Below are 22,672 nucleotides of genomic sequence, written 5' to 3' on the forward strand. Positions count from 1 at the left end.
CACCGCGCTTGAAATGATTCAATAATTCGACTATTATTGAAGTATGGAAAATGAAAAGACAACAGCGAACCAGGCGACGCCGCTGACGAGCGCTTCCGCCATCGTGGCCCTGGCTGCGCTGGCGCAGGAATCGCGGCTGGCCGTATTCCGCCTGCTGGTGCAAGCGGGGCCGGAAGGCATGGCCGCGACGAAAATTGCCGACGCGCTGGCGATTGCGCCATCGTCGCTGTCATTTCACTTGAAAGAACTGGCGCACGCCAATCTGGTGACGGCGAACAAGGCAGGCCGTTCCATCATCTACGCGGCCAATTATGCGGGCATGAACGGCTTGCTCGCCTTCCTGACCGAGAACTGCTGCGCCGGCGCACCTTGCTGCGTCAGCGAACCCAATGTAAAGGACATCACACCATGACGATCACGATTTATCACAACACGGCATGCGGCACGTCGCGCAACACCCTGGCCCTGATCCGCAACACGGGCGTCGAGCCCGTCATCATCGATTACGTCAAGCATCCGCCTTCGCGCGAGGAACTGGTCGACCTGATCGAGCGTGCGGGCCTGTCCGTGCGCGCCGTCATGCGCGACAAGGGCGCCCTGTACGACGAGCTGGGCCTGGCCAATCCTGAGCTGAGCGATGCGGCCCTGCTGGACGCCATGCAAGCCCATCCTATTTTGATCAACCGCCCCATCGTCGTCACGGCACTGGGCGTGCGCCTGTGCCGGCCGTCGGAAAAGGTGCTGGAGATCCTGCCGCTGCCGCAGAAAGGGGCATTTGCCAAGGAAGATGGCCAGGCCGTGGTCGGCGCCGACGGCAAGCCGGTGAAATGAGCGGGGTATAAAAAAACGGCGCCAGTGGCGCCGTTTTGTATTGCATATAAGTACAACGCGATCAGTGATTGCGGTCCACGGCAAACGAGCACAGTTGCAGCATCGATTGCTTGTAGATGCTGTCGGGCCAGCCGGCGATGGCATCGGCGGCGCGCTGGCCGGCGATTTCCGCCTGCTTGCGCGTGTAGTCGAGGGCGCCGCTGCTGGTGATGGCCGTCAGGACGGTATCGAAATGCTGTTCGTCGCCTTGCTCGATGCAGCCGCGCACCAGTTCGCGTTGTTCCGGCGTACCGTTTTCCATCAGCCAGATCAGCGGCATGGTGGGTTTGCCTTCGCGCAAGTCGTCGCCCACGTTCTTGCCGATTTCGGCGGCGTCGCCTGCATAGTCGAGCACGTCGTCGATCAGCTGGAAAGCCGTGCCCAGCGAGCGGCCGTATTCGGCGGCCGCTTCGATATCGTCTTCGCTGGCGCCGGCGATCAGGGCGCCCAGTTGCGCCGACGCTTCGAACAGCTTGGCTGTCTTCGAGCGGATGACGTTCAGGTAGCTTTCCTGCGTCACGTCCGGATCGTGCATGTTCAGCAATTGCAGCACTTCACCTTCGGCGATCACGTTGGTGGCGTCGGAGAGGATTTGCATGACGCGCATATTATTGAGCGACACCATCAGCTGGAACGAGCGCGAGTGCAGGAAGTCGCCCACCAGCACCGAAGCGGCATTGCCGAACAGGGCATTGGCCGTCTGGCGTCCGCGGCGCATCGACGATTCGTCGACGACGTCGTCGTGCAGCAGGGTGGCCGTGTGGATGAATTCAACCACGGCGGCCAGTTCATGGTGCGCCGTGCCGCGATAGGCGTGGGCATTGGCCACCAGCAAAATCAGCACGGGGCGGATGCGTTTGCCCCCTGCGCTGATGATGTATTCAGCGATCTGGTTGATCAGAATGACATCGGAGTGCAACTTTTGGCGGATCACCGTATTGACTGCATCCATATCGGCGGCAATCGTTTGCACGATGGTGTTTTGGTTAACGTGTTTGTTAGCGTCAGACAAGGCGAACCTGCATTAGATTGTGGGTGCCGCGATTATACGACAAGGCTTGCGCACGCGTGATGTTTGCCTATGGCTGCAAGGCAATTGTTTGATCTTGTTGGCACTGCCGCGCGTTTTCCTGTCTGCCTGGCGCGAGCCTGACATGATGGTCAGGTTGTCGACATACCACGATCGTCAAGCTTTGTGAATACTTTTTGACGCAATTTCTCAGTCCGTGTATAATCGCTGGTTCCCCCTGTTGTGTACGGCTTGCTTTGCGTGACAGTGGGACAAATTCTTTCAACATTTGATGAGGTTTCAAATCATGTACGCGGTCATAAAAACCGGTGGCAAACAATACAAAGTTGTCGCTGGCGAAAAACTTAAAGTAGAACAGATACCGGCAGACATTGGTTCCGAAATCACCATCGATCAAGTTCTCGCAGTAGGCGCGGGCGACAGCATCAAGTTTGGTGCTCCATTGGTCGAAGGTGCAACGGTACTGGTTACGGTTGTGGCGCATGGTCGCCATGATAAGGTCAAAATTTTCAAGATGCGTCGTCGTAAGCACTACCAAAAGCATCAAGGCCATCGCCAGAATTTTACCGAAATCCAAATCGTTTCGATCAACGGCTAATCGCCGCTGTTTGAATTAATCAGCTATCAAGGAGTCTTAAATGGCACATAAAAAAGGCGGCGGCACAACGCGAAACGGCCGTGATTCAGAATCAAAGCGTCTGGGCGTTAAAGTCTACGGCGGCCAAGCTATCAATGCTGGCGGCATCATCATTCGTCAACGCGGCACCCCAGTGCGCGCCGGCGAAGGCGTAGGCATGGGCAAGGACCACACGTTGTTCGCGCTGATCGCGGGCAAAGTGAAGTTCGTTGTCAAAGGTGCCGGCTCGAAGCAATTCGTGACCGTTGTACCAAACGAAGCAGTACCAGCGTAATTCATTCGCGGAGCGCCAGTTCGCTCCGCAATGATCGCATGATGTAAGGCGCAAGCCTTCAATCGAAAGGCTCTGCCCAAGGTAGAGCCTTTTTAGTTTTATGGCGGCAAAATTATGAAGTTTATCGACGAAGCAAAAATCGAAGTCATCGCGGGCGATGGCGGCAACGGCTGCGCCTCTTTCTGCCGTGAAAAATTCCGGCCTTTCGGCGGTCCCGATGGCGGCGATGGCGGCAAGGGCGGCACCATTTGGGCAGTCGCCGACCGCAATATCAACACGCTCGTCGATTTCCGCTTCTCCAAAATGCACAAGGCTCGCAATGGCGAGCCTGGCCGTGGCGCAGATTGCTATGGCAAGGGCGCCGATGACATCCACCTGCGCATGCCGGTCGGCACCTTGATCATCGACAACGCGAGCGGCGAAATCCTGGCCGATCTGACCGAACACGGCCAGACCGAAATGCTGGCCAAGGGCGGCGAAGGCGGCTGGGGCAATATCCACTTCAAGTCCTCGACCAACCGCGCACCGCGCCAAAAAGGCGAGGGCAAGGAGGGCGAACGCCGCGAATTGCGCCTGGAACTGAAAGTCCTGGCCGACGTGGGCTTGCTGGGCATGCCGAACGCCGGCAAATCGACGTTCATTTCGGCCGTCTCGAACGCGCGTCCGAAAATTGCCGATTATCCATTTACCACCCTGCACCCGAACCTGGGTGTGGTGCGCGTGTCGCACGAGAAGAGCTTTGTGATCGCCGATATTCCCGGCTTGATCGAAGGCGCTTCCGAAGGCGCGGGCCTGGGCCATCAATTCCTGCGCCACTTGCAGCGCACGGGTCTGCTGTTACACATCGTCGACCTGGCGCCGTTTGAAACCAACGTCGATCCTGTCAAGGAAGCCAAGGCGCTGGTCAAGGAATTGAAGAAGTACGACGAGTCGCTGGTCGACAAGCCGCGCTGGCTGGTGTTGAACAAGCTCGACATGGTGCCGGAAGAAGAGCGCAAGAAGATCGTCAAGGACTTCCTCAAGCGTTTCGCCTGGAAAGGTCCCGTCTTCGAGATTTCCGCGCTGAACCACCAGGGTTGCCCGGAACTGGTCAATGCCATCTACCAGCATCTGGAAGAGAAGAAACACAGCGAAAGCCGTGCCGAAGAAACGCAGATGACCGAAGAAGCACGCGGTATCTCGTCGATCGACCCGGATGATCCGCGTTTCAAGATCCTCGACTAAGCGCCTTACCCTGATGTCGGTACAGACGGTCGCTGCCGCGTTCGCACGCAAGCAAGCGTGGCAGCGCCGTGTATTGCATCTGATCGCGTATGCTTACGGGCTGAGCGCGGTCGCCTGTCTGCTGTTCGCCGATGACATGGCGGCCGGCATGGGCATCTTCCTCAACGGCGTCGATGGCTACAGCCAGTTCTACGCTTCCCATGTCGGTGTCTGGGGCGCTACCGCGCTCCTGGCGCTGTTCGCGGCACGGCAGGGCGAACTGCCCGTCCTCGGCGATATCACTGCAATGTTGGTCCTGGCGCAGCCCGCCGGCCGTCTGTTCGCGGCCATCAGCTTCGGCTTGCCCCAGGGTTTTGTGTTGTTCATGTGCGCAATGGAGTTGACGGCGGGGCTGGCCTTGCTGCTGCTGCGTCCTGCGCGCTGACGTCTATTAAGTGAAGAGCGCCGCCCCATGGATTCCGTGATTCAAAAAGCTACCCGCATCATCATCAAAGTCGGCTCCTCGCTGGTCACCAACGATGGCCGCGGACTCGACCATGCCGCCATCGCGCGCTGGGCCGCGCAGATTTCCGGCTTGCGCGCCCTCGGCAAGGAAGTGGTGCTGGTGAGTTCCGGCGCCATCGCCGAAGGCATGCTGCGCCTCGGTTTCGAGCAGCGCCCCACCGATATCCACGAATTGCAGGCGTGCGCCGCCGTCGGCCAGATGGGCCTGGCGCAAATCTATGAAAGCAGCTTCCGCGCCCACAGCCTCGGCACGGCGCAAGTGCTGCTCACGCATGCCGACCTGGCCGACCGCGAACGCTACCTGAACGCCCGCTCCACCCTGACGACCCTGCTGCGCCTGGGCGTGGTACCGATCATCAATGAAAACGACACCGTCGTCACCGATGAAATCAAGTTCGGCGACAACGACACCCTAGGCGCCCTGGTCGCCAACCTGATCGAGGCCGATGCGCTGGTCATTCTGACGGACCAGCACGGCCTGTTTTCGGCCGACCCGCGCAAGGACCCGAACGCCTATCTGATCACGCAAGGCATCGCCGGCGATCCGGCCCTGGAAGCGATGGCCGGCGGCGCCGGTTCCAGTCTGGGGCGCGGCGGCATGCTGACGAAAATCCTCGCCGCCAAGCGCGCCGCCAAGTCCGGCGCCCATACCATCATCGCCTGGGGGCGCGACAGCGACGTGCTCAGCCGCCTGGCACAGGGCGAAGCGATCGGCACGCAGTTGCTGGCGCAAACGGGCCAATTGACGGCGCGTAAGCAGTGGATGGCCGATCATCTGCATACGGCCGGCGCCGTCGTGCTCGATGCGGGCGCCGTGCAAAAGCTGCGCCAGGAAGGCAAGTCGCTGCTGCCGATCGGCGTGACGGGCGTGAACGGCGAATTCGGCCGTGGCGCCGTCATCACCTGCGTCGACGCGCACGGCGTGCCCGTGGCGCGCGGCCTGTCGAACTACACGAGCGGCGAAGCGCGCCGCATCATGCGCAAGCCGTCCACCGAGATCGAATCGATTCTCGGCTACATGGAAGGCCATGAGCTGATTCATCGCGACAATATGGTGTTGTTGTAGGTCGGATTAGCGGCGAACGCCGCGTAATCCGACGCCACCACCGGCCAACAAGGTCGTCGGATTACGGCGCCTTGCGCCTAATTCGACCTACGCAGCAACGACATCGGCCCTATTCGGGCCGTTGCTTTACACCACGGCCGGCACCGGCGACTTGTCCTTGTAGTCACACAGGTCGGCGATCATGCAGTTCCAGCATTGCGGCTTGCGCGCCGTGCAGGTGTAGCGGCCGTGCAGGATGAGCCAGTGGTGGGCGTCGTGCAGGAATTCCTTGGGCACGAATTTGAGCAGCTTTTGCTCGACGATATCGACATTCTTGCCCGGCGCAATGCCGGTGCGGTTCGAGACGCGGAAGATATGCGTGTCGACCGCCATCGTCGGTTCGCCAAACGCCGTGTTCATGACTACATTGGCCGTCTTGCGGCCCACGCCGGGCAAGGCTTCCAGCGAAGCGCGGTCGCGCGGCACTTCGCCGCCGTGCTGATCGAGCAGGATCTGGCAGGTGGCGATGACATTCTTGGCCTTGGTGCGGAACAGGCCGATGGTGCGGATGTAGCTGGCCAGCTCGTCGACGCCCAGGGCCAGTATCTGGGCCGGCGTATTGGCGACCGGATACAGCAGGCGCGTGGCCTTGTTGACGGACACGTCGGTTGCCTGCGCCGACAGCAGCACGGCGATCAGCAGCTCGAACGGCGTCGTGTATTCGAGTTCCGTTTTCGGGGAAGGATTGGCGGCGCGAAAGCGCGTAAAGATTTCCAGGCGTTTGGCAGCGTTCATGCGTCTTTTTTCGGCGTGTTGGGGGCGGGCGGTTCGGTCTGGGTGCTGGCGGCGGCCTTGGCGCGCGCGCGCTCCATGGCGGCGGCGATGATGGCGCGCTTGCGCTCCTTTTCCGCCAGTTCATCTGGCGTGACCGGCACTTCCTGCGTCACTTCCTGCATCTTGGCGACGGCCTTGGCTGCCAGGCGCGCATCGTTGGCCTCGGCTTCGCGGCGCAGCCGCTGCGTGCGGAAATCGTGGCGCGCGCGCGCGTCGTCCGCATCCATCTGGCTCCAGGCATCCCAGCCCGTGGCGTCGCCGCTGACCGGGTACATGACGATGCAGTCGACGGGGCAGGGCGCCACGCACAGGTCGCAGCCCGTGCACAGGCTGGTCACTACCGTATGCATCTGCTTGGCGGCGCCGACGATGGCGTCCACGGGACAGGCCTGGATGCACAGGGTACAGCCGATACACAGCGATTCGTCGATATAGGCGACAGATCGCGGACGTTCGAGGCCGTTGACGGGATTGAGTGGAATGACTTTTTTGCCCAGCAAGCCAGCCAGGCGCACGATGCCCTGCGCGCCGCCCGGTGGGCACTGATTGATGTCGGCGCTGCCTGCGGCTATCGCTTCCGCATACGGGCGGCAGCCGTTGTAGCCGCATTTGGTGCATTGTGTTTGCGGCAGCAAGTCTTCGATCTGGTCGGCAAGTGAGGCAGGGGCAGGGTGCGGCACGGTCATCTTCCACGGTAAAACGTCATTATCGGCCATCTGGGCCGCGCACAAGTAAAAACCTGTTTTGTAGGAGGGGATAGCGGGTGCCAGGGCCAGCTGTTGTAGGCGCGCCGCAATCGTATTTTATTTCCCTTGGGAATGTCAAAGTGCAAATAAACAACTTTGCAATTCCTTTTTTTTGTGGGAGCATGATTTTCATCAAGCTACTAATCAAAAAGCCGACCGCCAGTCCTGTTGTCGCCCCCTGTGAGGCGTACCAGGTCATAGGAGCAAAACATGCGTTTCCTCCGGACAGTTGGTTTGCCCTTCTGTTTATTCATGCACTCCACACTTGCCCTTGCATACGGGCAGGCTGGCTCTCCCATGGCGGCGCCGGGCGCTGCCAGCTCGCGCATCGTCCGCTTCGCGGCGGAAGACTGGCCTCCCTTTATTTCCCGCAGCCTGCCTGCCGACGGCATGTCGGGCGCCATGGTCAGCGCCGTCTTCGAACGCATGGGCTATGTCGTCAAATATGAGTATTTTCCCTGGAAGCGCGCCATGCAGTTTGGCCTGGCCAGTCCCCGTTACGCCGGTTTCCTGGCCGTCTGGCGCACGCCCGAGCGGGAAAAACTCTGTCATTTTTCTGTTCCGGTTGGTAACACGCAAGGTGTGCTTGCCTACCTGAAGGAGGATGGCGTGCCCGGCGCCGCCCTGACTGATCTGGGCAAGCTGCGCATCGGCACCGTGGCCGGTTATTCGAATGGGGAGCAATTCGACGGCATGGTGGCGCGCGGCGAGCTGAGGACGGAAGAGGGCTTGAACGATGCGACGAATCTGAAGAAGCTGTTGATCAAGCGTTATCGCGTGATTGTCATCGAGCGCCATGTGCTGCAGCACTTGCTGATGGGACGCAACTTCAGCAAAGCTGAACGGGAGCGCATCGCCATCATCGATACCGTCTTCAAGGAGCGCCCCGTGCACGTGTGCTTCCAGCGCGATGCCGAAGGGGCGGCCCGGCAAAAGCGCTTCAACGAGGCGGCGCGCGATATCGACACGGCCCGCCTCGAACGCGATTACTGGAAGCGGCTCGATCAGAGCCTGGCGGCGGCGACAGCTCATCCCTGACACTGCGCGCCGCTGTTGTTCGTTGCCAAAACGAAATATCTAAATACGAAACCATTCGTTCTTGTTTGTTTGTCCATCCTTTAGTCTGCAGCCACTGTGTTGACGACTTTGAAAGGATGTTTTCGTATGCCGGAATTGATTCACAAGCAAGAACCCGTCCCCGTTTGCTGCAATTGGCGCACGCCGTCTCGTTGGCCGTGCTCGTGCTGGGAGCGCCTGGCGCGGCCCATGCGCAAGCGCCGCTGGACACCGTCATCGTCACGGGTGCGCGCGGCACGGGCCGCACAGTGGCCAACAGCGCCGCGCCGATCGACGTGATCAGCGCGCAGCAATTGCAGGCCACGGGCAAGTTGAACCTGCTCGACGCGCTCGATACGGCCTTGCCATCGTTTAACTTGCCGGCCCGCGTGCAGCCTGACCTGGGCAGCATCGTGCGCGCGGGCCAGTTGCGCAACCTCGACCCCTCGCATACCTTGGTGCTGGTCAACGGCAAGCGCCGGCATACGACGGCCATCGTCAATGAGGATGGCTTTCCCGGCTCCGTCGCCACCGACCTGGCCCTGATCCCCACGGGTGCCATTGCCCGCGTGGAAATCCTGCGCGACGGCGCCTCCGCCATCTACGGTTCCGACGCCATCGCCGGCGTCATCAACATCATCCTGAAAGCGGATGACAAGGGCAGCTTCAGCACGCAGCTCGGTTCCACCTACGATGGCGACGGCACGAACGGTTCCGCGCGCATCGATGGCGGCACGCGCCTGGGCGAACACGGCTTTGCCCACTTCGGCGCCGAAGTCCAGCGCCAGGGCATTGCCGTGCGTAACTTCGGCTTGAATCCCGGCTACCTGTCGTATCCGGCCGTGCGCAACAGCGATGGCCAGCTGGTCAAACTGGGGCCGAACAACAGCTTGCCAGCCGGCGCTTCGCCGAACCCGGCTGAAGCGACGCGCAACAGCAATCCCTGGCGCAATACGGGCGTGCCGCAAAGCACGACCGCCTCGCTCAGCGCCAACCTCGGTTATGACGTGTCGAACGAGGTGCAACTGTACGGCTTCGGCACGTATGCGCACCGCAATGCCCGCTCGGCGCAGAATTTCCGTCTGCCCAATACCATTTTCAATAACAACAAGGGCTTGCTGGCCGTGTATCCCGACGGCTTCACGCCGTATGAAACGACGAACGAAAACGATTTTTCCTTGACGGGCGGCATCAAGGGCGAGACGGCCGGTTGGAGCTGGGATATCAGCAGCACCTATGGCCGCGACGATATCGACGTGGGCGTGGAGCACTCGGCCAACTATTCACTGGCTTATCCGGGCGGCAAGACGGATTTTGATATCGGCAATCAGCGCTACAGCCGCTCGACGACGAATGCGGACGCACGCCGTCCCGTGCAGCTGGGCTTGAGCGAGCCGGCCGATCTCAGCATTGGTCTCGAGTACTCGCATGAAACCCAGCAGCGCAGCCCGGGAGAACCCGCTTCCTGGCAGGGCAGCGGTTCGTCGGCATTGGCTGGCTACCTGCCCGTCGATGCGTCCGACACGGCGCGCCACAGCTATGCGGCGTACGTCGGCCTGGGCGCGAAGCTGACGCCGCAATGGCTGCTCGACACGGCCTTGCGCGCCGAGAAATATTCCGATTTCGGCAGCAAGACGACGGGCCGTTTGTCCGCCCGTTATGACGTCACGCCCGCCGTGGCGTTGCGCGGCACCGTCAGCAACGGTTTCCATGCACCTAGCCTGGTGACGCAGTCGTATTCGAACACGTCGGACCATGCGGGCGTGCCCTACACCCTGGCACAGCCCAATTCCGTTGCCGCGCGGGCTCTGGGCGCGCAAGCGTTAAAACCTGAAAAATCGACGAATCTGTCGGCCGGGTTGACCTTCAACCCCACGCCGACCCTGCGCCTTGCCGTTGACGCGTATCAAATCAAGGTCAGCGACCGCCTGGGCGTGTCGTCGAATATCGGCATCGACCGCAGCTCGGGCGTGGCGCTCGATGGCAGTGGCCGGCCGCTGACGGCGGCGCAAGCGGGCGTCATTGAAAACCTGCTGCGCTCGGCGGGTTTGACGGTGGGCAATGGCCTCGTCGCGCATTACTTTGCCAACGTGGGCGACACGCGCACGCGCGGCGTCGATTTCACGGCCGAGGATGTGCTGCGCGTGGCCGACGGCAAGCTGCGCTGGACGGCGGCCGCGAACATCAACCATACGAGCCTGGTGGGCAAGGCGGACCTTCCCGCCGTGCTGCAAGGCTTGCCGAACATCGGCACCCTGAGCAAATCGGCCGAGTACGACTTGCTGTACCGCGCGCCGCGCGACAAGGAAATCATCACGCTGGCGTATGAAAAAGCCGGCTGGACATTCAATGTACGCGAGACGCGCTACGGCAAGCTCAAGCGCCTGAACGCCATCACGGGCGGCGACTACCAGCTGAAAGCGGCCTTCGTGACGGATGTCAGCGTCGGCTACGACATCAGCAAGCGCATCAACGTGACGGTGGGCGCCAACAATGTCTTCGACCAGAAGCCGGGTCAGGTGCCGCGCGAAGCGCGCAGCGCCGCCAGCCTGGCGCAGTACACGGGCGCGTATGACAACTCGGGACCGCTGGGCGTGCTGGGCGGCTATTACTACGCCCGCGCCACCGTCTCGTTCTGATTTTCCCATCCCTCTACCGATCATCAAGAACAGGAAATCCTATGTCTGAACACAATCAACACGCCGCCATCGATCTGGAATGGGCGAATCTCCTTTCGCCGCAGCGCCGCACGCTCTTGCGCGGCGGCGGCCTGGTGGCGGCGCTGGCCGCTTCCGGCCTGGCGGGGTCGGCCCTGGCGCAGGATGGCGCGGTAAAACGAGTCAATCCGCCACCCGGTAAAAGCCCATGGGGCGAGCATACGGATACGGCGCCCACGCCGCGCCCCGTCAGCGTGCGCCCCGGCGAGGAAACCTTGCCGAGCAAGCCGCGCGCCTACACGGATATCGAGAGTTATCACGCGCATATCTACTTTGACGAAGACAGTTACCAGAAGGCGGCGCTGATACGCAAGTGGGCGGCCGAGCGCTTCCAGATCGAGCTGGGCGACTGGAATCTGGAGCCGCGCGGCCCCCACGTGACGCCGTCGTTTTACTTTGGCTTTACGAATGACCTGTTACCGGTGATCGTGCCGTGGCTGCAGCTCAACAGCCTGGGCCTGACGATATTGATCCACCCGAATACGGAAGATCCGCGCGCCGACCACCTGTATTACGCGCTGTGGGTGAACCGTTCGCAGCCCGTGAACGGCTATGCGATGAAGAAGCCGGGACCGGGCGAGCCAAGGGTCGAGCAAATCTTTGTCAATACGCGCCCGACCGTGAAAATCGAACGGGCATGAGCGAGGCATAAAAGAAAACGCCACGCCAGTATGAACTGGCGTGGCGTTTCGATGGGTATGCCGTGTATCAGCCGTGTTTCTGGATGAATTCGCCGATCTTCGGGCAAATGATCTCGCGCCAGCGGCGGCCCGAGAAGATACCGTAGTGGCCGCATTTCGGCGCCACGAAGTCTTGCTGCATGTCGGCAGGGATGCCGGAACACAAGTCGTGTGCGGCTTGCGTCTGGCCGGCACCGGAAATGTCGTCCAGTTCGCCTTCCACGGTGAACAGGGCCACGTTCGTGATGTCTTGCGGACGCACCAGCTGACCGCCCACTTTCCACGTACCCTTCGGCAGGCTGAATTCCTGGAAAACCGTTTTAATGGTTTCCAGGTAGTACTCGGCCGGCATGTCCAGTACGGCGTTGTACTCGTTGTAGAACTGGCGGTGGCCTTCCGCCGGCTCGTCATCGCCCGTCACCAGGTGCATGTAGAACTCGCGGTGGCTTTGCGCGTGGCGGCCCGGGTTCATGGCGATGAAGCCGGCGTGCTGCAGAAAGCCCGGATACACCTTGCGGCCAAAGCCTGGGTAGTTCGGCGGCACCGCGTAGATCACGGTGTTTTCAAACCACGAGAACTTCTTTTCCGTCGCCAGGTTGTTTACTTGCGTGGGCGAGCGGCGCGGGTCGATCGGGCCGCCCATCATCGTCATGGTTTTCGGCATGTGCGGATCTTTTGCCGTCGCCATCAGCGAGATGGCGGCCAGCACGGGCACGGTCGGTTGACAGACGGAAATCACGTGCAAATCAGGCGCCAGCAGGCGGATGAATTCTTGCACATAATAAATGTAGTCATCGAGGTGGAACGGGCCTTCCGTCAGCGGTACCATGCGCGCGTCCGTCCAGTCGGTGATGTAGACATCGTGCTCGGCCAGCAAGCCGCGCACGGTATCGCGCAGCAGGGTCGAGTGGTGACCGGACAGGGGGGCAACCAGCAAAACTTTGGGCTGTTGCAAGCCAGTGGCTTCTTTTTTGAAGTGAATCAGGCGGCAAAACGGTTTTGTCACGACAACGTGTTCGCGTATGTCGACGCTCTCGCCCTGGACGAGAACGGATTTGATGTCGAATTGCGGTTTTTCGTAGTCTTTGCCAAGGCGGTACATCAGCTCGTAGCCGGCTGCGATGCGTTGCGAAAACGGGGTGTGGGCCAGAGGGGAAACCGGGTTGGTAAATAACTTGGAGGACATGTCTGCCCATTGCATCACCGGAGTGAGGAAAGAGCGTTGCAGTTCGTGCAGTTGGTAAAGCATATAGAGTCCTTGTTTGATTCCAAGCGCCAATATCGGCTCAAATATCATAATCCAATTTTACGATATTTGTTGAGGACAAAATGTGCTTTACCGCGCATAGGTCCACTGTTTGCGCATAGTTGTGACAGCGCGCCACAGTTACGTGGATAGAGCTGCAACGATGCTTTAAAAGCAAAAAAAGCAGCGTTTCCGCTGCTTTTTGTCTGTTTTTTTGCCGCCACGCCCCTGCGGGGAAGAATATCCATCCCCGCCGGAATTGCCGCCGCAGCTGCCGTGCGCTTAGCGCACCAGCATGTCGAGCTTGTCCTTGACGTCCTTGTATTGCTCCGCTTCCGGCAAGGCAGCTTTCGTCTTGGTGATCGAAGGCCAGTTACGGGCCAGATCGACGTTGATCTTGATGAAGGCTTGCTGGTCGCCCGGCACGTCCTCTTCCGCGAAAATCGCGTTCACCGGGCACTCTGCCACGCAGACGGCGCAGTCAATACATTCGTCCGGATCGATTGCCAGGAAGTTCGGGCCTTCCCGGAAACAATCTACCGGGCAGACATCGACGCAGTCGGTATAGCGACAGGCGATGCAGGATTCGGTGACAACGTGGGTCATAACAGTCCTATCAATTTGGGGGAGGTGCTGTAGCGCCTGCAGGAACCTCGGCGGCGCATACTAAAGCAAAGCATTGTATTTTAAGGCAATTCGCTATTTCTCACAAATCCCGCTTATATACAATACATATAAGCAAATTCATTTTTTGGCAGTGTCATTGCCGCGCAGAGCGGGCAATTCAGCGACTATCCGGGACGTTGCCATGAAGAACGCGGCAAGAACGCGACAGTCGCCCGATGCGGCAGGGAGCAGGGCGGGGGATGTGCTGGCTTGACGTGTGGTGTTTTTGTTTTACTCAAATCAAGATCGGCACAAATAAGTGCCGGAACACTCAGGCGCTGGCGCGTATTTGCGCCAGCAATTGCTGCCATCGTGCATTTTCAGCACTGCCATCCTCGGCAAACGTGATGGTGCGGCGCGCGGTGGGCGCATCGACGGTGATCTGCCAGCGGGGAATATCGGCGCCCACCTGTTCATCCGTGGCCTGCGGCTGCGTGAAAAAGCCGCTGCTGGCCAGTGCCGCTTCCAGCCTGGGGCCAGCGGGATGGGCTTGCGTATCGATCTCATACTGTTCGCTCAGGCCGGCAAAGCCGCCGCTGCTGCGGGCTGAAATTTTCATGCTGCTCCTTGCTGTTGTGGGTGGTGTGGGCCGCGTCATGGCCTGCCGCTGCTGCGGCTGGCCTGAAGCGGACGCGCCGGTGCGCTGCCTTGCATGGGACTGGTTACCGGGGACCGTAACTGCGGCACCAGGCGGCCAGCGCTTCGCGCTCCGCTTCGAGCAACTGGTCCGATTCGCTGTATTCCGCATGGTTCATGGTACCGCAGCAGGCGCGCCGGTCTTGCACGGCGCCGTCTTCGTCGACGATATCGGGGGCAAATGTCATTTGCCCCTCCTCCGTCATGGCATTGGCCTTGAGCACTTCGCGCACGGTAAAGCTGTTGCGGATAAAGTCCAGGTAGGCGCCGTTGCCGTCGGCCTGGGCGATCGTCAGCATGTGGCCGGCCACGTCGGCATAGGTGGCGGCCTGGTCCGGCGATGCCACCAGCGCGCGCAGGACCAGGCTGCGCAGGTAGTCGCCGCAGCGGTGCAGGACGGCCGCATCGTCTTCCAGCTGGGGCTGGCGTTCGTGGGCAAAGATGTCGGCCAGGATGTCGTAGATGGCGCCCGTAAACACTTGCGAAATGGCGTGCACTTCCGTGCCCGCTTCCGACAATTTGATGTCATTGTCGGCATTACGCAAGCCATTCGGCCGGCCCAGGGCCAGGCCGAACTGCTCGGCCAGGTCGGCCAGGAAGGTCTTGTCGTGCAGGTCGGATTTCGTTTGCGCGATCACCGCTTCCACCTGGTCCAGCTGCGACAGGGCCAGGAAGATGGCCGTCAGGTCGCCAAACGATTCGTGCAAGCCGCCCGTTTGCGGCGGATTATTGCTGAGCAGCCAATTCGGCTTGAGGCCATCGAGCACGGCGTGCCCCGTTTCATGCGAGACGATGTCGAGCGAGCGGCAGGTGTAGACGCGCTCGGTGGCGCCGCTGGGGATGAAGTCGCCGAACTTGAGCGCCTTGTCGCTGCGGCTGTAATACGCATTCATGACGTTGGGCAAGCCATGCGGGAACACGCGCAGCGGTGCCGTATTGCTGGCGCTGTTCCATTGCCAGGGTAGGGGCGGCGCCGTGTCGTTGCTGGCCAGCGCGCGCTGGTACATGGTGAGTGTCATGCGCACGATGGCAAACGTGTGCACGGCGTCGAACTGGTCGGTATTGGGCGAGACGATGAAGTCGCCGAAGGCATTCGGGCTGACTTGCGCGATGCCCGGTTCGCCAAACGTGATGCGCGCGTCGCGCGGGCCTTGCAGGATCAGCCCGGGCAAAAAGGCTTTACGGGTGCCCAGGTCGCTGACGGACGGATCTTGCTTCCAGATCAGCACGCGTGAACCGACGGGCACGGCGGCCAGGTTGCGCACCGTTGCCTCCGTCAGGCGGGGCGGGCCCGGCTGCAGGGTCAGTTGCGCATTCTTGCGGTGCTGGCGGTAGGGCGCCGAGGGGGTAGGGACATAGCCGACGGGCAGGGACACGCATTTGGTCAGGACGGCTTCGACCGGCACGATGACTTTCTGGTCCATGGTAGTTCTCCAAGACACGCGCAACTGGAACTGGAACTGGAACTGGAACTGGAATAGTCGTCCCGCTTGGGCGCATCCGGTTTGATTCCGCGCAAACGATGCGCGGGAAGGACGGGCTTTTTTGGCCGTCCGGCGCCCGCTGCGGCCGTGCCCGCCGCATGGCGGCTGGTATGATGCTGGCCGTATTGCCCCCGTTTTTATAATAAAAGGATCGTTTGATGGCGGATATAAATATAGTTCAGCAACATAAGCTGACAGCAGCAAAGGCGCGCGAAGCGGCGCAGCAAGTGGCCGACAAGCTGGCCCAGGAATATGACCTGGCGTGCGCCTGGGATGGCGATGTGCTGCGCTTCGAGCGCAGCGGTGTCGATGGTTCGCTGACCCTGGAAAAAGAGCAGGCGCAACTGCAAATCAAGCTGGGTTTCATGCTCAGCGCCTTCGCCTCCACGATTGAAGGCAAGATCGCCGAGAAAATGCGCAAGGTGTTTACCGAAGCAGTTTGATGGCATTTGGCCCGCTTGTCTGGCGCCCTGTTTGGTGCTAGTGAGCATGTCGCGGCGATGGGCGAAAAGACGATGAAAACATGTCGCTTTTCGCCTTTTTTACGTCCGACTGTACGCTGGCGAACATTGCTAGCACATTTCTATTTGGAAAGCCATTGGACTTTGATGGCTTTTTGCATTATACTTGAGTCATATTTACAACAGCTACACCGCGTTTCACCTTCTGCTTCGCAGTACTCTCCGCTCGCTGAGTGGTGAATAATTCTTCGGGTTTTACACCCGCATCCAGTTTAAAAGTAGCTTGGTCGATTTTTTTTCGGTCAAATACATTTGGTGCCATGTATTTGCATGGCGCTAGCGTTGTTAAAAGTCCTGAACCACAGCCTCTTTTAGCACGCACACGGCACCCCGGCACCGGCTTTGGCCATCCGCTGGTCACACGCGTGTCACCCCCTGTTTCCTGTCGCTCCCGTGCGCATTGTGCGCCGTGGCGTAGCCGACGCAACAGGGTTTGCTGATTCCCGCCGCAAGCTAGCAGGCTTGCTGGGTTTCAATCCATTCGTCAAATCGAGGGAGAACCACATCGTGGCAAAACAAATCATTATCGACCATGTGTTCAAAGTGTTCGGCGACAAGCCAGAAGAAGCACTTGAACTCGTCCGTCAGGGCGCCAGCAAGCAGGACATCCTGGCCAAGACCGACTGCACCATCGGCGTCTTCGACGCCACCTTTACCATTGAGGCGGGCGAGATTTTCGTCATCATGGGCCTGTCCGGTTCGGGCAAGTCGACCCTGGTGCGCATGCTGAACCGCCTGATCGAGCCCACCGCCGGCCGCATCCTGATCGACGGCAACGACATCAATACCTTGCCGGACGCCCAGCTGCGCGCCCTGCGCCGCAAGGATATCAGCATGGTGTTCCAGTCGTTCGCGCTGCTGCCGCAAATTACCGTGCTCGACAACACTGCCTTCGGCATGGAACTGGCCGGCATGCCCAAGGCCGAGCGCCATGCGCTGGCCCAGCAAGCGCTGGAACAGGTGGGCCTGGACGGCTACGGCGCCAGCTATCCCGACGAATTGTCGGGCGGCATGCAGCAGCGCGTGGGCCTGGCCCGTGCGCTGGCTTGCGATCCATCGATTTTGCTGATGGATGAAGCGTTTTCCGCGCTCGATCCGATTATCCGTACGGAAATGCAATCGGAACTGCTGCGTTTGCAGCAAATCAAGCGCCGCACCATCGTCTTCATTTCGCATGACCTCGATGAAGCCATGCGCATCGGCGACCGCGTCGCCATCATGAAAGACGGTCACGTGGTGCAAGTGGGCACGCCGGAAGAAATCCTGCGCAAGCCGGCCAACGATTATGTGCGCAACTTCGTGCGCGGCGTCGATGCGGCGGCCGTCTTCAAGGCCAGCGATATTGCCCGCAAGAGCCAGATCGTCGTATCGGAATCGCCGAGCCGCGGTTCGCGCGCCGCGCTGTCGATGCTGGAAGAGCAGGATCGCGCGTTTGCCTACGTCGTCAATCCACAGCGCAAGTTCCTCGGCGTCGTCTCGGCCGATTCGCTGCGCAGTGCGCTCGACGGCCATGTGGGGCCGCTGGGCCTGGCCCATGCCTATCTGCCCGACGTGCAGACCATCGATGCAGACGAGCCCGTCGCCGGCCTGTTCGGCCAGGTGGCGCAACTACCTTACGCCGTCCCTGTGGTGGCCAATGACGGCAGCTTCCGCGGCGCCATCAGCAAGACGACCTTGCTGAAGTTCCTCGACCGCGACACGCCAGCCATAGCCGAACAACAACAGAAAGGACAAGCATGAACCCAAGCACCGTTTCCACAGTAGAACCTGTTGTTGAACAGGCCGCCCAGATCAATCCCTGGGCGCTGACGCCCCCCACCGACGCCAGCACCGCCTGGCTCGACGCCGCCGCGCCTGCCGTGCAGCCGGAACATGCGGCCGGCTTTCACCTGACGCAGATTTTCGACGGCTCGCTGCCGCTGGAAAGCTGGATCAACCAGGGCCTGGGCTGGGTCGTCGCGCATTTCCGCCCGTTCTTCCAGGCCGTGCGTGCGCCGATCGACAGCGTGCTGTCCGGCGTGGAAGGCGTGCTGCTGGCCGCTCCGTCGCTGACGGTGATCGCCATCATCGGCTTGCTGGCGTGGCAATTTACGAGCCGCACCCTGGCCATCGGCACCGTGCTGGCGCTGCTGCTCGTGTCGATGCTGGGCATCTGGCCGGAAGCCATGACGACCCTGTCGCTGGTGTTGACGTCGCTGGCCTTCTGCCTGGCCATCGGTTTGCCGCTCGGTATTTTCCTTGCCAGCAGCGACCGCGCACAGAATATCCTGCGCCCCTTGCTCGACGCCATGCAGACGACGCCTGCCTTCGTCTACCTGGTGCCGGTGGTGATGCTGTTCGGTATCGGTAATGCGCCGGGCGTGATCGTCACGATCATCTTTGCCCTGCCGCCGCTGGTGCGTTTGACCAACCTCGGCATCCGCCAGGTGCGTCCCGACCTGATCGAAGCGGCCCGCGCCTACGGTGCCTCGCCGTGGCAGTTGTTGACCCGCGTGCAGTTTCCGCTGGCCATGCCGTCCATCATGGCCGGTATCAACCAGTCGCTGATGCTGTCGCTGTCGATGGTCGTGATCGCTTCGATGATCGCCGTGGGCGGCCTGGGCCAGATGGTATTGCGCGGCATCGGCCGCCTGGACATGGGCCTGGCAACGGTGGGGGGGCTCGGTATCGTGCTGCTGGCCATCACCCTGGATCGCTTGACGCAAGCGATGGGCCAGCCACGCCGCGGCGTGCGCCACTGGTACCAGACGGGTCCCGCCGGTTTCGTGCTGCGCCTGGTGCGCGGCAACACGGAGAAAAATAATGTTGAACAGCAAGCAACGCTGGCCAACGCACAATAAGAAAGGATTTACATGCATCAAATTGACAATTTTAAAGTGACGCAAAAATCGCAACGCAAGTTCCAGCTGTTTTCCGCCCTGGCCATCGCCGCCATGGCCCTGACCACCAGCCTGGCCATGGCGCAGGCGCCGGCCGCAACGGCTGACGCGCTGCCCGGCAAGGGCGTCAAGGTGCAGCCGCTGCAAAGCTCGATTGCGGAAGAAACCTTCCAGACCATGCTGGTCGACAAGGCCCTGGAAAAGCTCGGCTACGAAGTGCAGCCGATCAAGGAAGTGGAATACCCGACCGCGCATATCGCCATCGCCAACGGCGACGCCACCTTCATGGCTGTGCACTGGGACCCGATGCACAAGGATTTCTATAACAATGCGGGCGGCGACGCCAAGTTGTCGCGCACGGGCCAGTATGCGGGTCCTGCGGCGCAAGGTTATCTGATCGACAAGGCGACTGCCGAGAAATACAACATCACGAATATCGACCAGTTGCGCGATCCCACCCTGGCCAAGCTGTTCGACCACGATGGCGACGGCAAGGCCGATTTGACGGGCTGCAACCCGGGCTGGGGCTGCGAAGCGCTGATCGAGAACCACATGGATGCGTACAAACTGCGCGAAACGGTAACGCACGTGCAGGGCAGCTATGCGGCCCTGATCGCCGACACCCTGGGCCGCTACAAGCGTGGCGAGCCTATCCTGTACTACACGTGGACGCCGTACTGGGTCAGCGGCGTGCTGGTGCCGGGCAAGGACGTGGTCTGGCTGAAAGTGCCGTTCTCGGCCAATCCCGACAAGGTGAACACCCGCCTCGACGATGGCAGCGACTACGGTTTTGCCGTCAACACGGCGCGCATCGTATCGAACAAGGCCTGGGCGGAGAAAAATCCGGCCGCGGCCAAGCTGTTCGAAGTGATGCAATTGCCCGTGGCCGACATCAATGCGCAGAACGAGCGCATGCGCCGCGGCGAAAACACGCAGTCCGATATCGCCCGCCATACGGCCGGCTGGATCAAGTATCACCAGCAAAAGTTTGACGGCTGGATCGCGCAAGCGCTGGCGGCGGCAAAAAAGTAAATTACGGCTGATACAGGCGTAAAAAGAGTGGCTACCGGTTTGATAGCCACTTTTGCGTTAACAGCCTGTTTTTGTGGTTTTTGGTGAGTTTTCAGCCGTTTTCGGCCAGTTTCAGGTGCAAAATGGGGAAAGGCTTGCCAAAGGGGTCGCATTCCGACCGGTTTTCCCCGATAAAACCCAGGTGGCGGTAAAAGCCGTGCGCTTGCGTGTTGTGCTCATTGACGTCGACGGCCGTGGCGCCCAAGGCCGTGATGGCGTACTGGACCAGCGTGCGGCCGGCGCCGCTGCCGCGTTGATCGGGATGCACGAACAGCATCTCGATCTTGGCGTGCTCGACGCACAGGAAGGCGTACGGGACACTGTTGGCATCGCGTAGCACGTGAAGCCGATGGTCCGCCGTCACCCTGGCCAGCTCATCGCGAACGAAGGGCATGAGGAAAGCGATATCGCTGTCGGCGAGGAAATCGTGGGTGGCGCGTACGGACAGGTGCCAGACGTCGAACAAACGGGGCAGGTCGGCGGCATGGGCCAGGGAAATCGGTGATGGTGTCATGCGGAAATAATAACATTGCCCCGGGCTGTGCCGGGGCAGGGGGATGATCAGTCCTTCAAGTCTTCGATCAGGTCGATGTATTGCTGCTGCGCATCTTCCTTCGACGTGCCGGCCAGGGCTGCCCAGGCATCGAACTTGGCGCGGTTGACGAAGTCGGTCATGCCGGGGCGCTCGCCCGTGGCGTCGCCGCTCGAGGCTTGCTTGAACAAGGCGTAGATTTTCAGCAAGGTCATATTGTCCGGACGCTCGGACAGGGTCTTGGAATCGAGCTGCGCTTGGTCGAATTGCTCTTGTAAACTCATGATGGCTCCTGTGTGCTGATGGAATCGCTGGAAAAGTGCGGCAGGCGCGGCGGAGTGGCCACCGTGCGTGCTGCAGTGCCTGACATCATAGTGAAAAAAGCGCGCCGTGCATTAGAGGACACACTCAAAACAAAAGCGCCGCCGCTGAATGAACAGGGGCGGCGCCAGGTACAGTCGCTCGAGCGCTGTGGAGTCTGTTCTTATACGCCCAGCAGTTCGACGTCGAAAATCAGGGTCGCGTTCGGTGGAATCACGCCGCCGGCGCCGCGTGCGCCATAGCCCAGTGCTGCCGGGATGATCAGCTGGCGCTTGCCGCCCACTTTCATGCCTTGCACGCCTTCGTCCCAGCCCTGGATGACGCGGCCTGCGCCCAGCGGGAATTCGAACGGGTCGTTGCGGTCCTTGCTCGAATCAAATTTCGAACCGGCGCTGCCGTCGTCGTTCTGCAGCCAGCCCGTGTAATGCACGACAACATTGTTGCCGGCTTGCGCTTCAGCGCCTTCGCCGACGACGGTATCGATGTATTGCAGGCCGGAAGCGGTAGTGGTGGTGGTCATGATAATCCTTGTGTAGGCGATGAAAGCTTCAGATTGTAGAGCAATGAGTTGCAAAGCGCCATTCCAGGCCCGCTGCAGGGAAAATGGGGAAGTTACGACGAGGTTTGGCGACGGCTTGTATTTAAGGGGGGATTTCACACAATAAATACGGTGTTCCACGTAAAATGCATGTTTTGTATTTAACAGTGATTTCTTCCATGTTCCGCAGTCTACGCCGCCTTGTTTTTTCCTCGCTGTGCCTGGTTTCCGCAATATCGACGGCGCAAGCCGAAGTGGTGGTGGTACTCAATTCCCGTGATGCTACGGTGCAACTGCTGGACCAGAAAACCTACGCCCCCCTGTCCACCTTTGCCGTTGGCAAGGAACCGCACCACCTGATGGAGACGCCGGACGGCAAGTCGCTGATCGTCGCCAGCTCCGTCGGCAACGAACTGATCTTCCTCGACCCCGTCTCGGGCCAGATCCAGCGCCGCATCAGCAACATCCTCGATCCCTACCAGATCGGCTTTTCGCCGGACCAGAAGTGGTTCATCTCGAATTCGCTGCGCCTGGACCGCATCGACCTGTACCGCTACGACGGCAAGAACCTGACCCTGGCCAAGCGCATCGCGCTGCCGAAGCTGCCCAGCCACATGGCCTTCACGGCCGACAGCACCATGGCTTTTATCACGCAGCAGGGCAGCAACCAGGTCAGCGCCATCGACCTGGCCACGCAGACGGTGAAATGGACCATGCCCGTCGGCCCGGCGCCGGCCGGCATCACGATGACGCCCGACGGTAAATATTTGCTGGTTGGCATCATGGGCAGCGATTACGTGGAAGTGATCGACTGGCGCACGCAAAAGACCGTCAAGCGCATCAAGGCGGGCGCCGGCACGCATAATTTCCGCGCGCTCGGTGACAACCGCATGACGTTCGTGTCGAACCGCGTGTCGAACACGATCAACATCATCGACCAGCAAACCCTGGAAAACGTGGGCACCATCAACGTGCCCGGTGGCCCGGACTGCATGGAAATCACGCCCGATGGCAAGACCATGTGGGTCACCCTGCGCTGGATCAAGAAAGTGGCCGTGATCGATTTGACCACGCGCAAGGTGATCAAGACGATCCCCGTGGGCCGCTCGCCCCATGGCGTGTATTTCGCCACGCACTCGCCGCGCATGTGATGACGGGTGT

Annotated in this window: 26 protein-coding genes; 15 read left to right on the forward strand and 11 right to left on the reverse strand. The window is 60.6% G+C overall.

Translation table 11 applies throughout. The features are described 5' to 3' along the window. Positions 1-43 precede the first annotated feature (43 nt). Both D9M09_RS03190 and arsC read left to right on the forward strand, forming a co-directional pair. The gene (locus tag D9M09_RS03190; protein WP_240453540.1) at positions 44-412 is read left to right on the forward strand and encodes an ArsR/SmtB family transcription factor; all 369 of its coding nucleotides are present in this window, start codon (positions 44-46) and stop codon (positions 410-412) included. Next, the gene (gene arsC, locus D9M09_RS03195) at positions 409-831 is read left to right on the forward strand and encodes an arsenate reductase (glutaredoxin) (RefSeq protein ID WP_121668566.1); all 423 of its coding nucleotides are present in this window, start codon (positions 409-411) and stop codon (positions 829-831) included. The genes D9M09_RS03190 and arsC overlap by 4 nt, the downstream gene beginning before the upstream one ends. A 61-nt stretch (positions 832-892) precedes the next feature. Here the strand turns inward: arsC and ispB are convergent, their stop codons facing one another. Then, a complete protein-coding gene (gene ispB / locus D9M09_RS03200; RefSeq protein WP_121668567.1) occupies positions 893-1,882 on the reverse strand; it encodes an octaprenyl diphosphate synthase in 990 nt (329 codons plus the stop codon). Between the two features lie 304 nt (positions 1,883-2,186). Here ispB and rplU point away from each other — a divergent pair, with 304 nt between their 5' ends. From rplU to proB, 5 genes are all read left to right on the forward strand, one after another. Continuing rightward, complete coding sequence (rplU, locus tag D9M09_RS03205) at positions 2,187-2,498, forward strand: 50S ribosomal protein L21 (protein WP_034754730.1); 312 nt, start codon at positions 2,187-2,189, stop codon at positions 2,496-2,498. Positions 2,499-2,538: 40 nt separating this feature from the next. After that, positions 2,539-2,811, forward strand: a complete 273-nt coding sequence (rpmA, locus tag D9M09_RS03210; RefSeq protein WP_070219281.1) for a 50S ribosomal protein L27 — start codon at positions 2,539-2,541, stop codon at positions 2,809-2,811. A gap of 114 nt (positions 2,812-2,925) precedes the next feature. Next, the gene (gene obgE / locus D9M09_RS03215) at positions 2,926-4,035 is read left to right on the forward strand and encodes a GTPase ObgE (RefSeq protein ID WP_034754647.1); all 1,110 of its coding nucleotides are present in this window, start codon (positions 2,926-2,928) and stop codon (positions 4,033-4,035) included. A gap of 13 nt (positions 4,036-4,048) precedes the next feature. After that, entirely contained in the window at positions 4,049-4,459 is a 411-nt protein-coding gene (locus D9M09_RS03220) for a hypothetical protein (protein WP_070312768.1), read from the forward strand. 27 nt (positions 4,460-4,486) lie between these two features. Next, positions 4,487-5,605: a glutamate 5-kinase gene (gene proB / locus D9M09_RS03225; protein WP_121668568.1), complete on the forward strand. Its 1,119-nt coding sequence runs from the start codon at positions 4,487-4,489 to the stop codon at positions 5,603-5,605. A gap of 126 nt (positions 5,606-5,731) precedes the next feature. Here the strand turns inward: proB and nth are convergent, their stop codons facing one another. Beyond that, complete coding sequence (gene nth / locus D9M09_RS03230) at positions 5,732-6,379, reverse strand: endonuclease III (RefSeq protein WP_070219278.1); 648 nt, start codon at positions 6,377-6,379, stop codon at positions 5,732-5,734. Then, positions 6,376-7,104, reverse strand: coding sequence for an electron transport complex subunit RsxB (gene rsxB, locus D9M09_RS03235; RefSeq protein WP_070219277.1), 729 nt, complete (start codon positions 7,102-7,104; stop codon positions 6,376-6,378). Before rsxB ends, nth begins: the two co-directional genes overlap by 4 nt. Positions 7,105-7,461: 357 nt before the next feature. On the opposite strand from rsxB, the gene D9M09_RS03240 reads away from it, so the two are divergent. The 3 genes from D9M09_RS03240 to D9M09_RS03250 all read left to right on the forward strand — a co-directional run bounded on the left by D9M09_RS03240 (position 7,462) and on the right by D9M09_RS03250 (position 11,578). Then, a complete protein-coding gene (locus tag D9M09_RS03240; RefSeq protein ID WP_070291129.1) occupies positions 7,462-8,202 on the forward strand; it encodes a substrate-binding periplasmic protein in 741 nt (246 codons plus the stop codon). A 164-nt stretch (positions 8,203-8,366) separates the two neighbouring features. After that, the gene (locus D9M09_RS03245) at positions 8,367-10,859 is read left to right on the forward strand and encodes a TonB-dependent receptor plug domain-containing protein (RefSeq protein ID WP_162995549.1); all 2,493 of its coding nucleotides are present in this window, start codon (positions 8,367-8,369) and stop codon (positions 10,857-10,859) included. A 41-nt stretch (positions 10,860-10,900) separates the two neighbouring features. Beyond that, complete coding sequence (locus D9M09_RS03250; protein ID WP_070291131.1) at positions 10,901-11,578, forward strand: DOPA 4,5-dioxygenase family protein; 678 nt, start codon at positions 10,901-10,903, stop codon at positions 11,576-11,578. A 67-nt stretch (positions 11,579-11,645) separates the two neighbouring features. Here the strand turns inward: D9M09_RS03250 and D9M09_RS03255 are convergent, their stop codons facing one another. The 4 genes from D9M09_RS03255 to D9M09_RS03270 form a co-directional block, all read right to left on the reverse strand. Continuing rightward, the gene (locus D9M09_RS03255; RefSeq protein ID WP_070291132.1) at positions 11,646-12,866 is read right to left on the reverse strand and encodes a polyhydroxyalkanoate depolymerase; all 1,221 of its coding nucleotides are present in this window, start codon (positions 12,864-12,866) and stop codon (positions 11,646-11,648) included. A gap of 279 nt (positions 12,867-13,145) precedes the next feature. Then, positions 13,146-13,469 carry a ferredoxin FdxA gene (gene fdxA, locus D9M09_RS03260; protein WP_010395176.1) on the reverse strand — a complete coding sequence of 108 codons (324 nt, stop codon included), beginning with the start codon at positions 13,467-13,469 and terminating at the stop codon, positions 13,146-13,148. Positions 13,470-13,800: 331 nt separating this feature from the next. Then, positions 13,801-14,088 carry a protealysin inhibitor emfourin gene (locus D9M09_RS03265; protein ID WP_121668570.1) on the reverse strand — a complete coding sequence of 96 codons (288 nt, stop codon included), beginning with the start codon at positions 14,086-14,088 and terminating at the stop codon, positions 13,801-13,803. Between the two features lie 103 nt (positions 14,089-14,191). Beyond that, positions 14,192-15,589, reverse strand: coding sequence for a hypothetical protein (locus D9M09_RS03270; RefSeq protein ID WP_070219271.1), 1,398 nt, complete (start codon positions 15,587-15,589; stop codon positions 14,192-14,194). A gap of 218 nt (positions 15,590-15,807) precedes the next feature. Between D9M09_RS03270 and D9M09_RS03275 the strand changes: the two genes are divergently transcribed. Then, positions 15,808-16,092 (forward strand): polyhydroxyalkanoic acid system family protein, encoded by a 285-nt coding sequence (locus D9M09_RS03275; RefSeq protein WP_070219270.1) that lies wholly within the window; start codon positions 15,808-15,810, stop codon positions 16,090-16,092. 178 nt (positions 16,093-16,270) lie between these two features. Here the strand turns inward: D9M09_RS03275 and D9M09_RS28730 are convergent, their stop codons facing one another. Beyond that, positions 16,271-16,432: a hypothetical protein gene (locus D9M09_RS28730; protein ID WP_162995550.1), complete on the reverse strand. Its 162-nt coding sequence runs from the start codon at positions 16,430-16,432 to the stop codon at positions 16,271-16,273. A 245-nt stretch (positions 16,433-16,677) separates the two neighbouring features. Between D9M09_RS28730 and proV the strand changes: the two genes are divergently transcribed. The 3 genes from proV to proX are packed head-to-tail and all read left to right on the forward strand — an operon-like array spanning position 16,678 to position 20,081. Further along, positions 16,678-17,910 carry a glycine betaine/L-proline ABC transporter ATP-binding protein ProV gene (gene proV, locus D9M09_RS03280; RefSeq protein ID WP_070219346.1) on the forward strand — a complete coding sequence of 411 codons (1,233 nt, stop codon included), beginning with the start codon at positions 16,678-16,680 and terminating at the stop codon, positions 17,908-17,910. Further along, positions 17,907-19,010, forward strand: a complete 1,104-nt coding sequence (gene proW / locus D9M09_RS03285) for a glycine betaine/L-proline ABC transporter permease ProW (protein WP_070219269.1) — start codon at positions 17,907-17,909, stop codon at positions 19,008-19,010. The genes proV and proW overlap by 4 nt, the downstream gene beginning before the upstream one ends. Before the next feature lie 12 nt (positions 19,011-19,022). After that, complete coding sequence (proX, locus tag D9M09_RS03290) at positions 19,023-20,081, forward strand: glycine betaine/L-proline ABC transporter substrate-binding protein ProX (protein WP_070312774.1); 1,059 nt, start codon at positions 19,023-19,025, stop codon at positions 20,079-20,081. 91 nt (positions 20,082-20,172) lie between these two features. Here the strand turns inward: proX and D9M09_RS03295 are convergent, their stop codons facing one another. The 3 genes from D9M09_RS03295 to D9M09_RS03305 all read right to left on the reverse strand — a co-directional run bounded on the left by D9M09_RS03295 (position 20,173) and on the right by D9M09_RS03305 (position 21,493). Continuing rightward, positions 20,173-20,634, reverse strand: coding sequence for a GNAT family N-acetyltransferase (locus D9M09_RS03295; protein WP_070312775.1), 462 nt, complete (start codon positions 20,632-20,634; stop codon positions 20,173-20,175). A 47-nt stretch (positions 20,635-20,681) separates the two neighbouring features. Continuing rightward, positions 20,682-20,936, reverse strand: coding sequence for an acyl-CoA-binding protein (locus tag D9M09_RS03300; RefSeq protein ID WP_070219266.1), 255 nt, complete (start codon positions 20,934-20,936; stop codon positions 20,682-20,684). Positions 20,937-21,136: 200 nt separating this feature from the next. Beyond that, a complete protein-coding gene (locus tag D9M09_RS03305) occupies positions 21,137-21,493 on the reverse strand; it encodes an FKBP-type peptidyl-prolyl cis-trans isomerase (protein WP_034760263.1) in 357 nt (118 codons plus the stop codon). Positions 21,494-21,690: 197 nt separating this feature from the next. Here D9M09_RS03305 and D9M09_RS03310 point away from each other — a divergent pair, with 197 nt between their 5' ends. Continuing rightward, complete coding sequence (locus D9M09_RS03310) at positions 21,691-22,662, forward strand: cytochrome D1 domain-containing protein (RefSeq protein ID WP_070291134.1); 972 nt, start codon at positions 21,691-21,693, stop codon at positions 22,660-22,662. Positions 22,663-22,672 lie beyond the last annotated feature (10 nt).

Origin of the sequence: Janthinobacterium agaricidamnosum (assembly GCF_003667705.1) — a bacterium.
GTDB lineage: Bacteria > Pseudomonadota > Gammaproteobacteria > Burkholderiales > Burkholderiaceae_D > Janthinobacterium.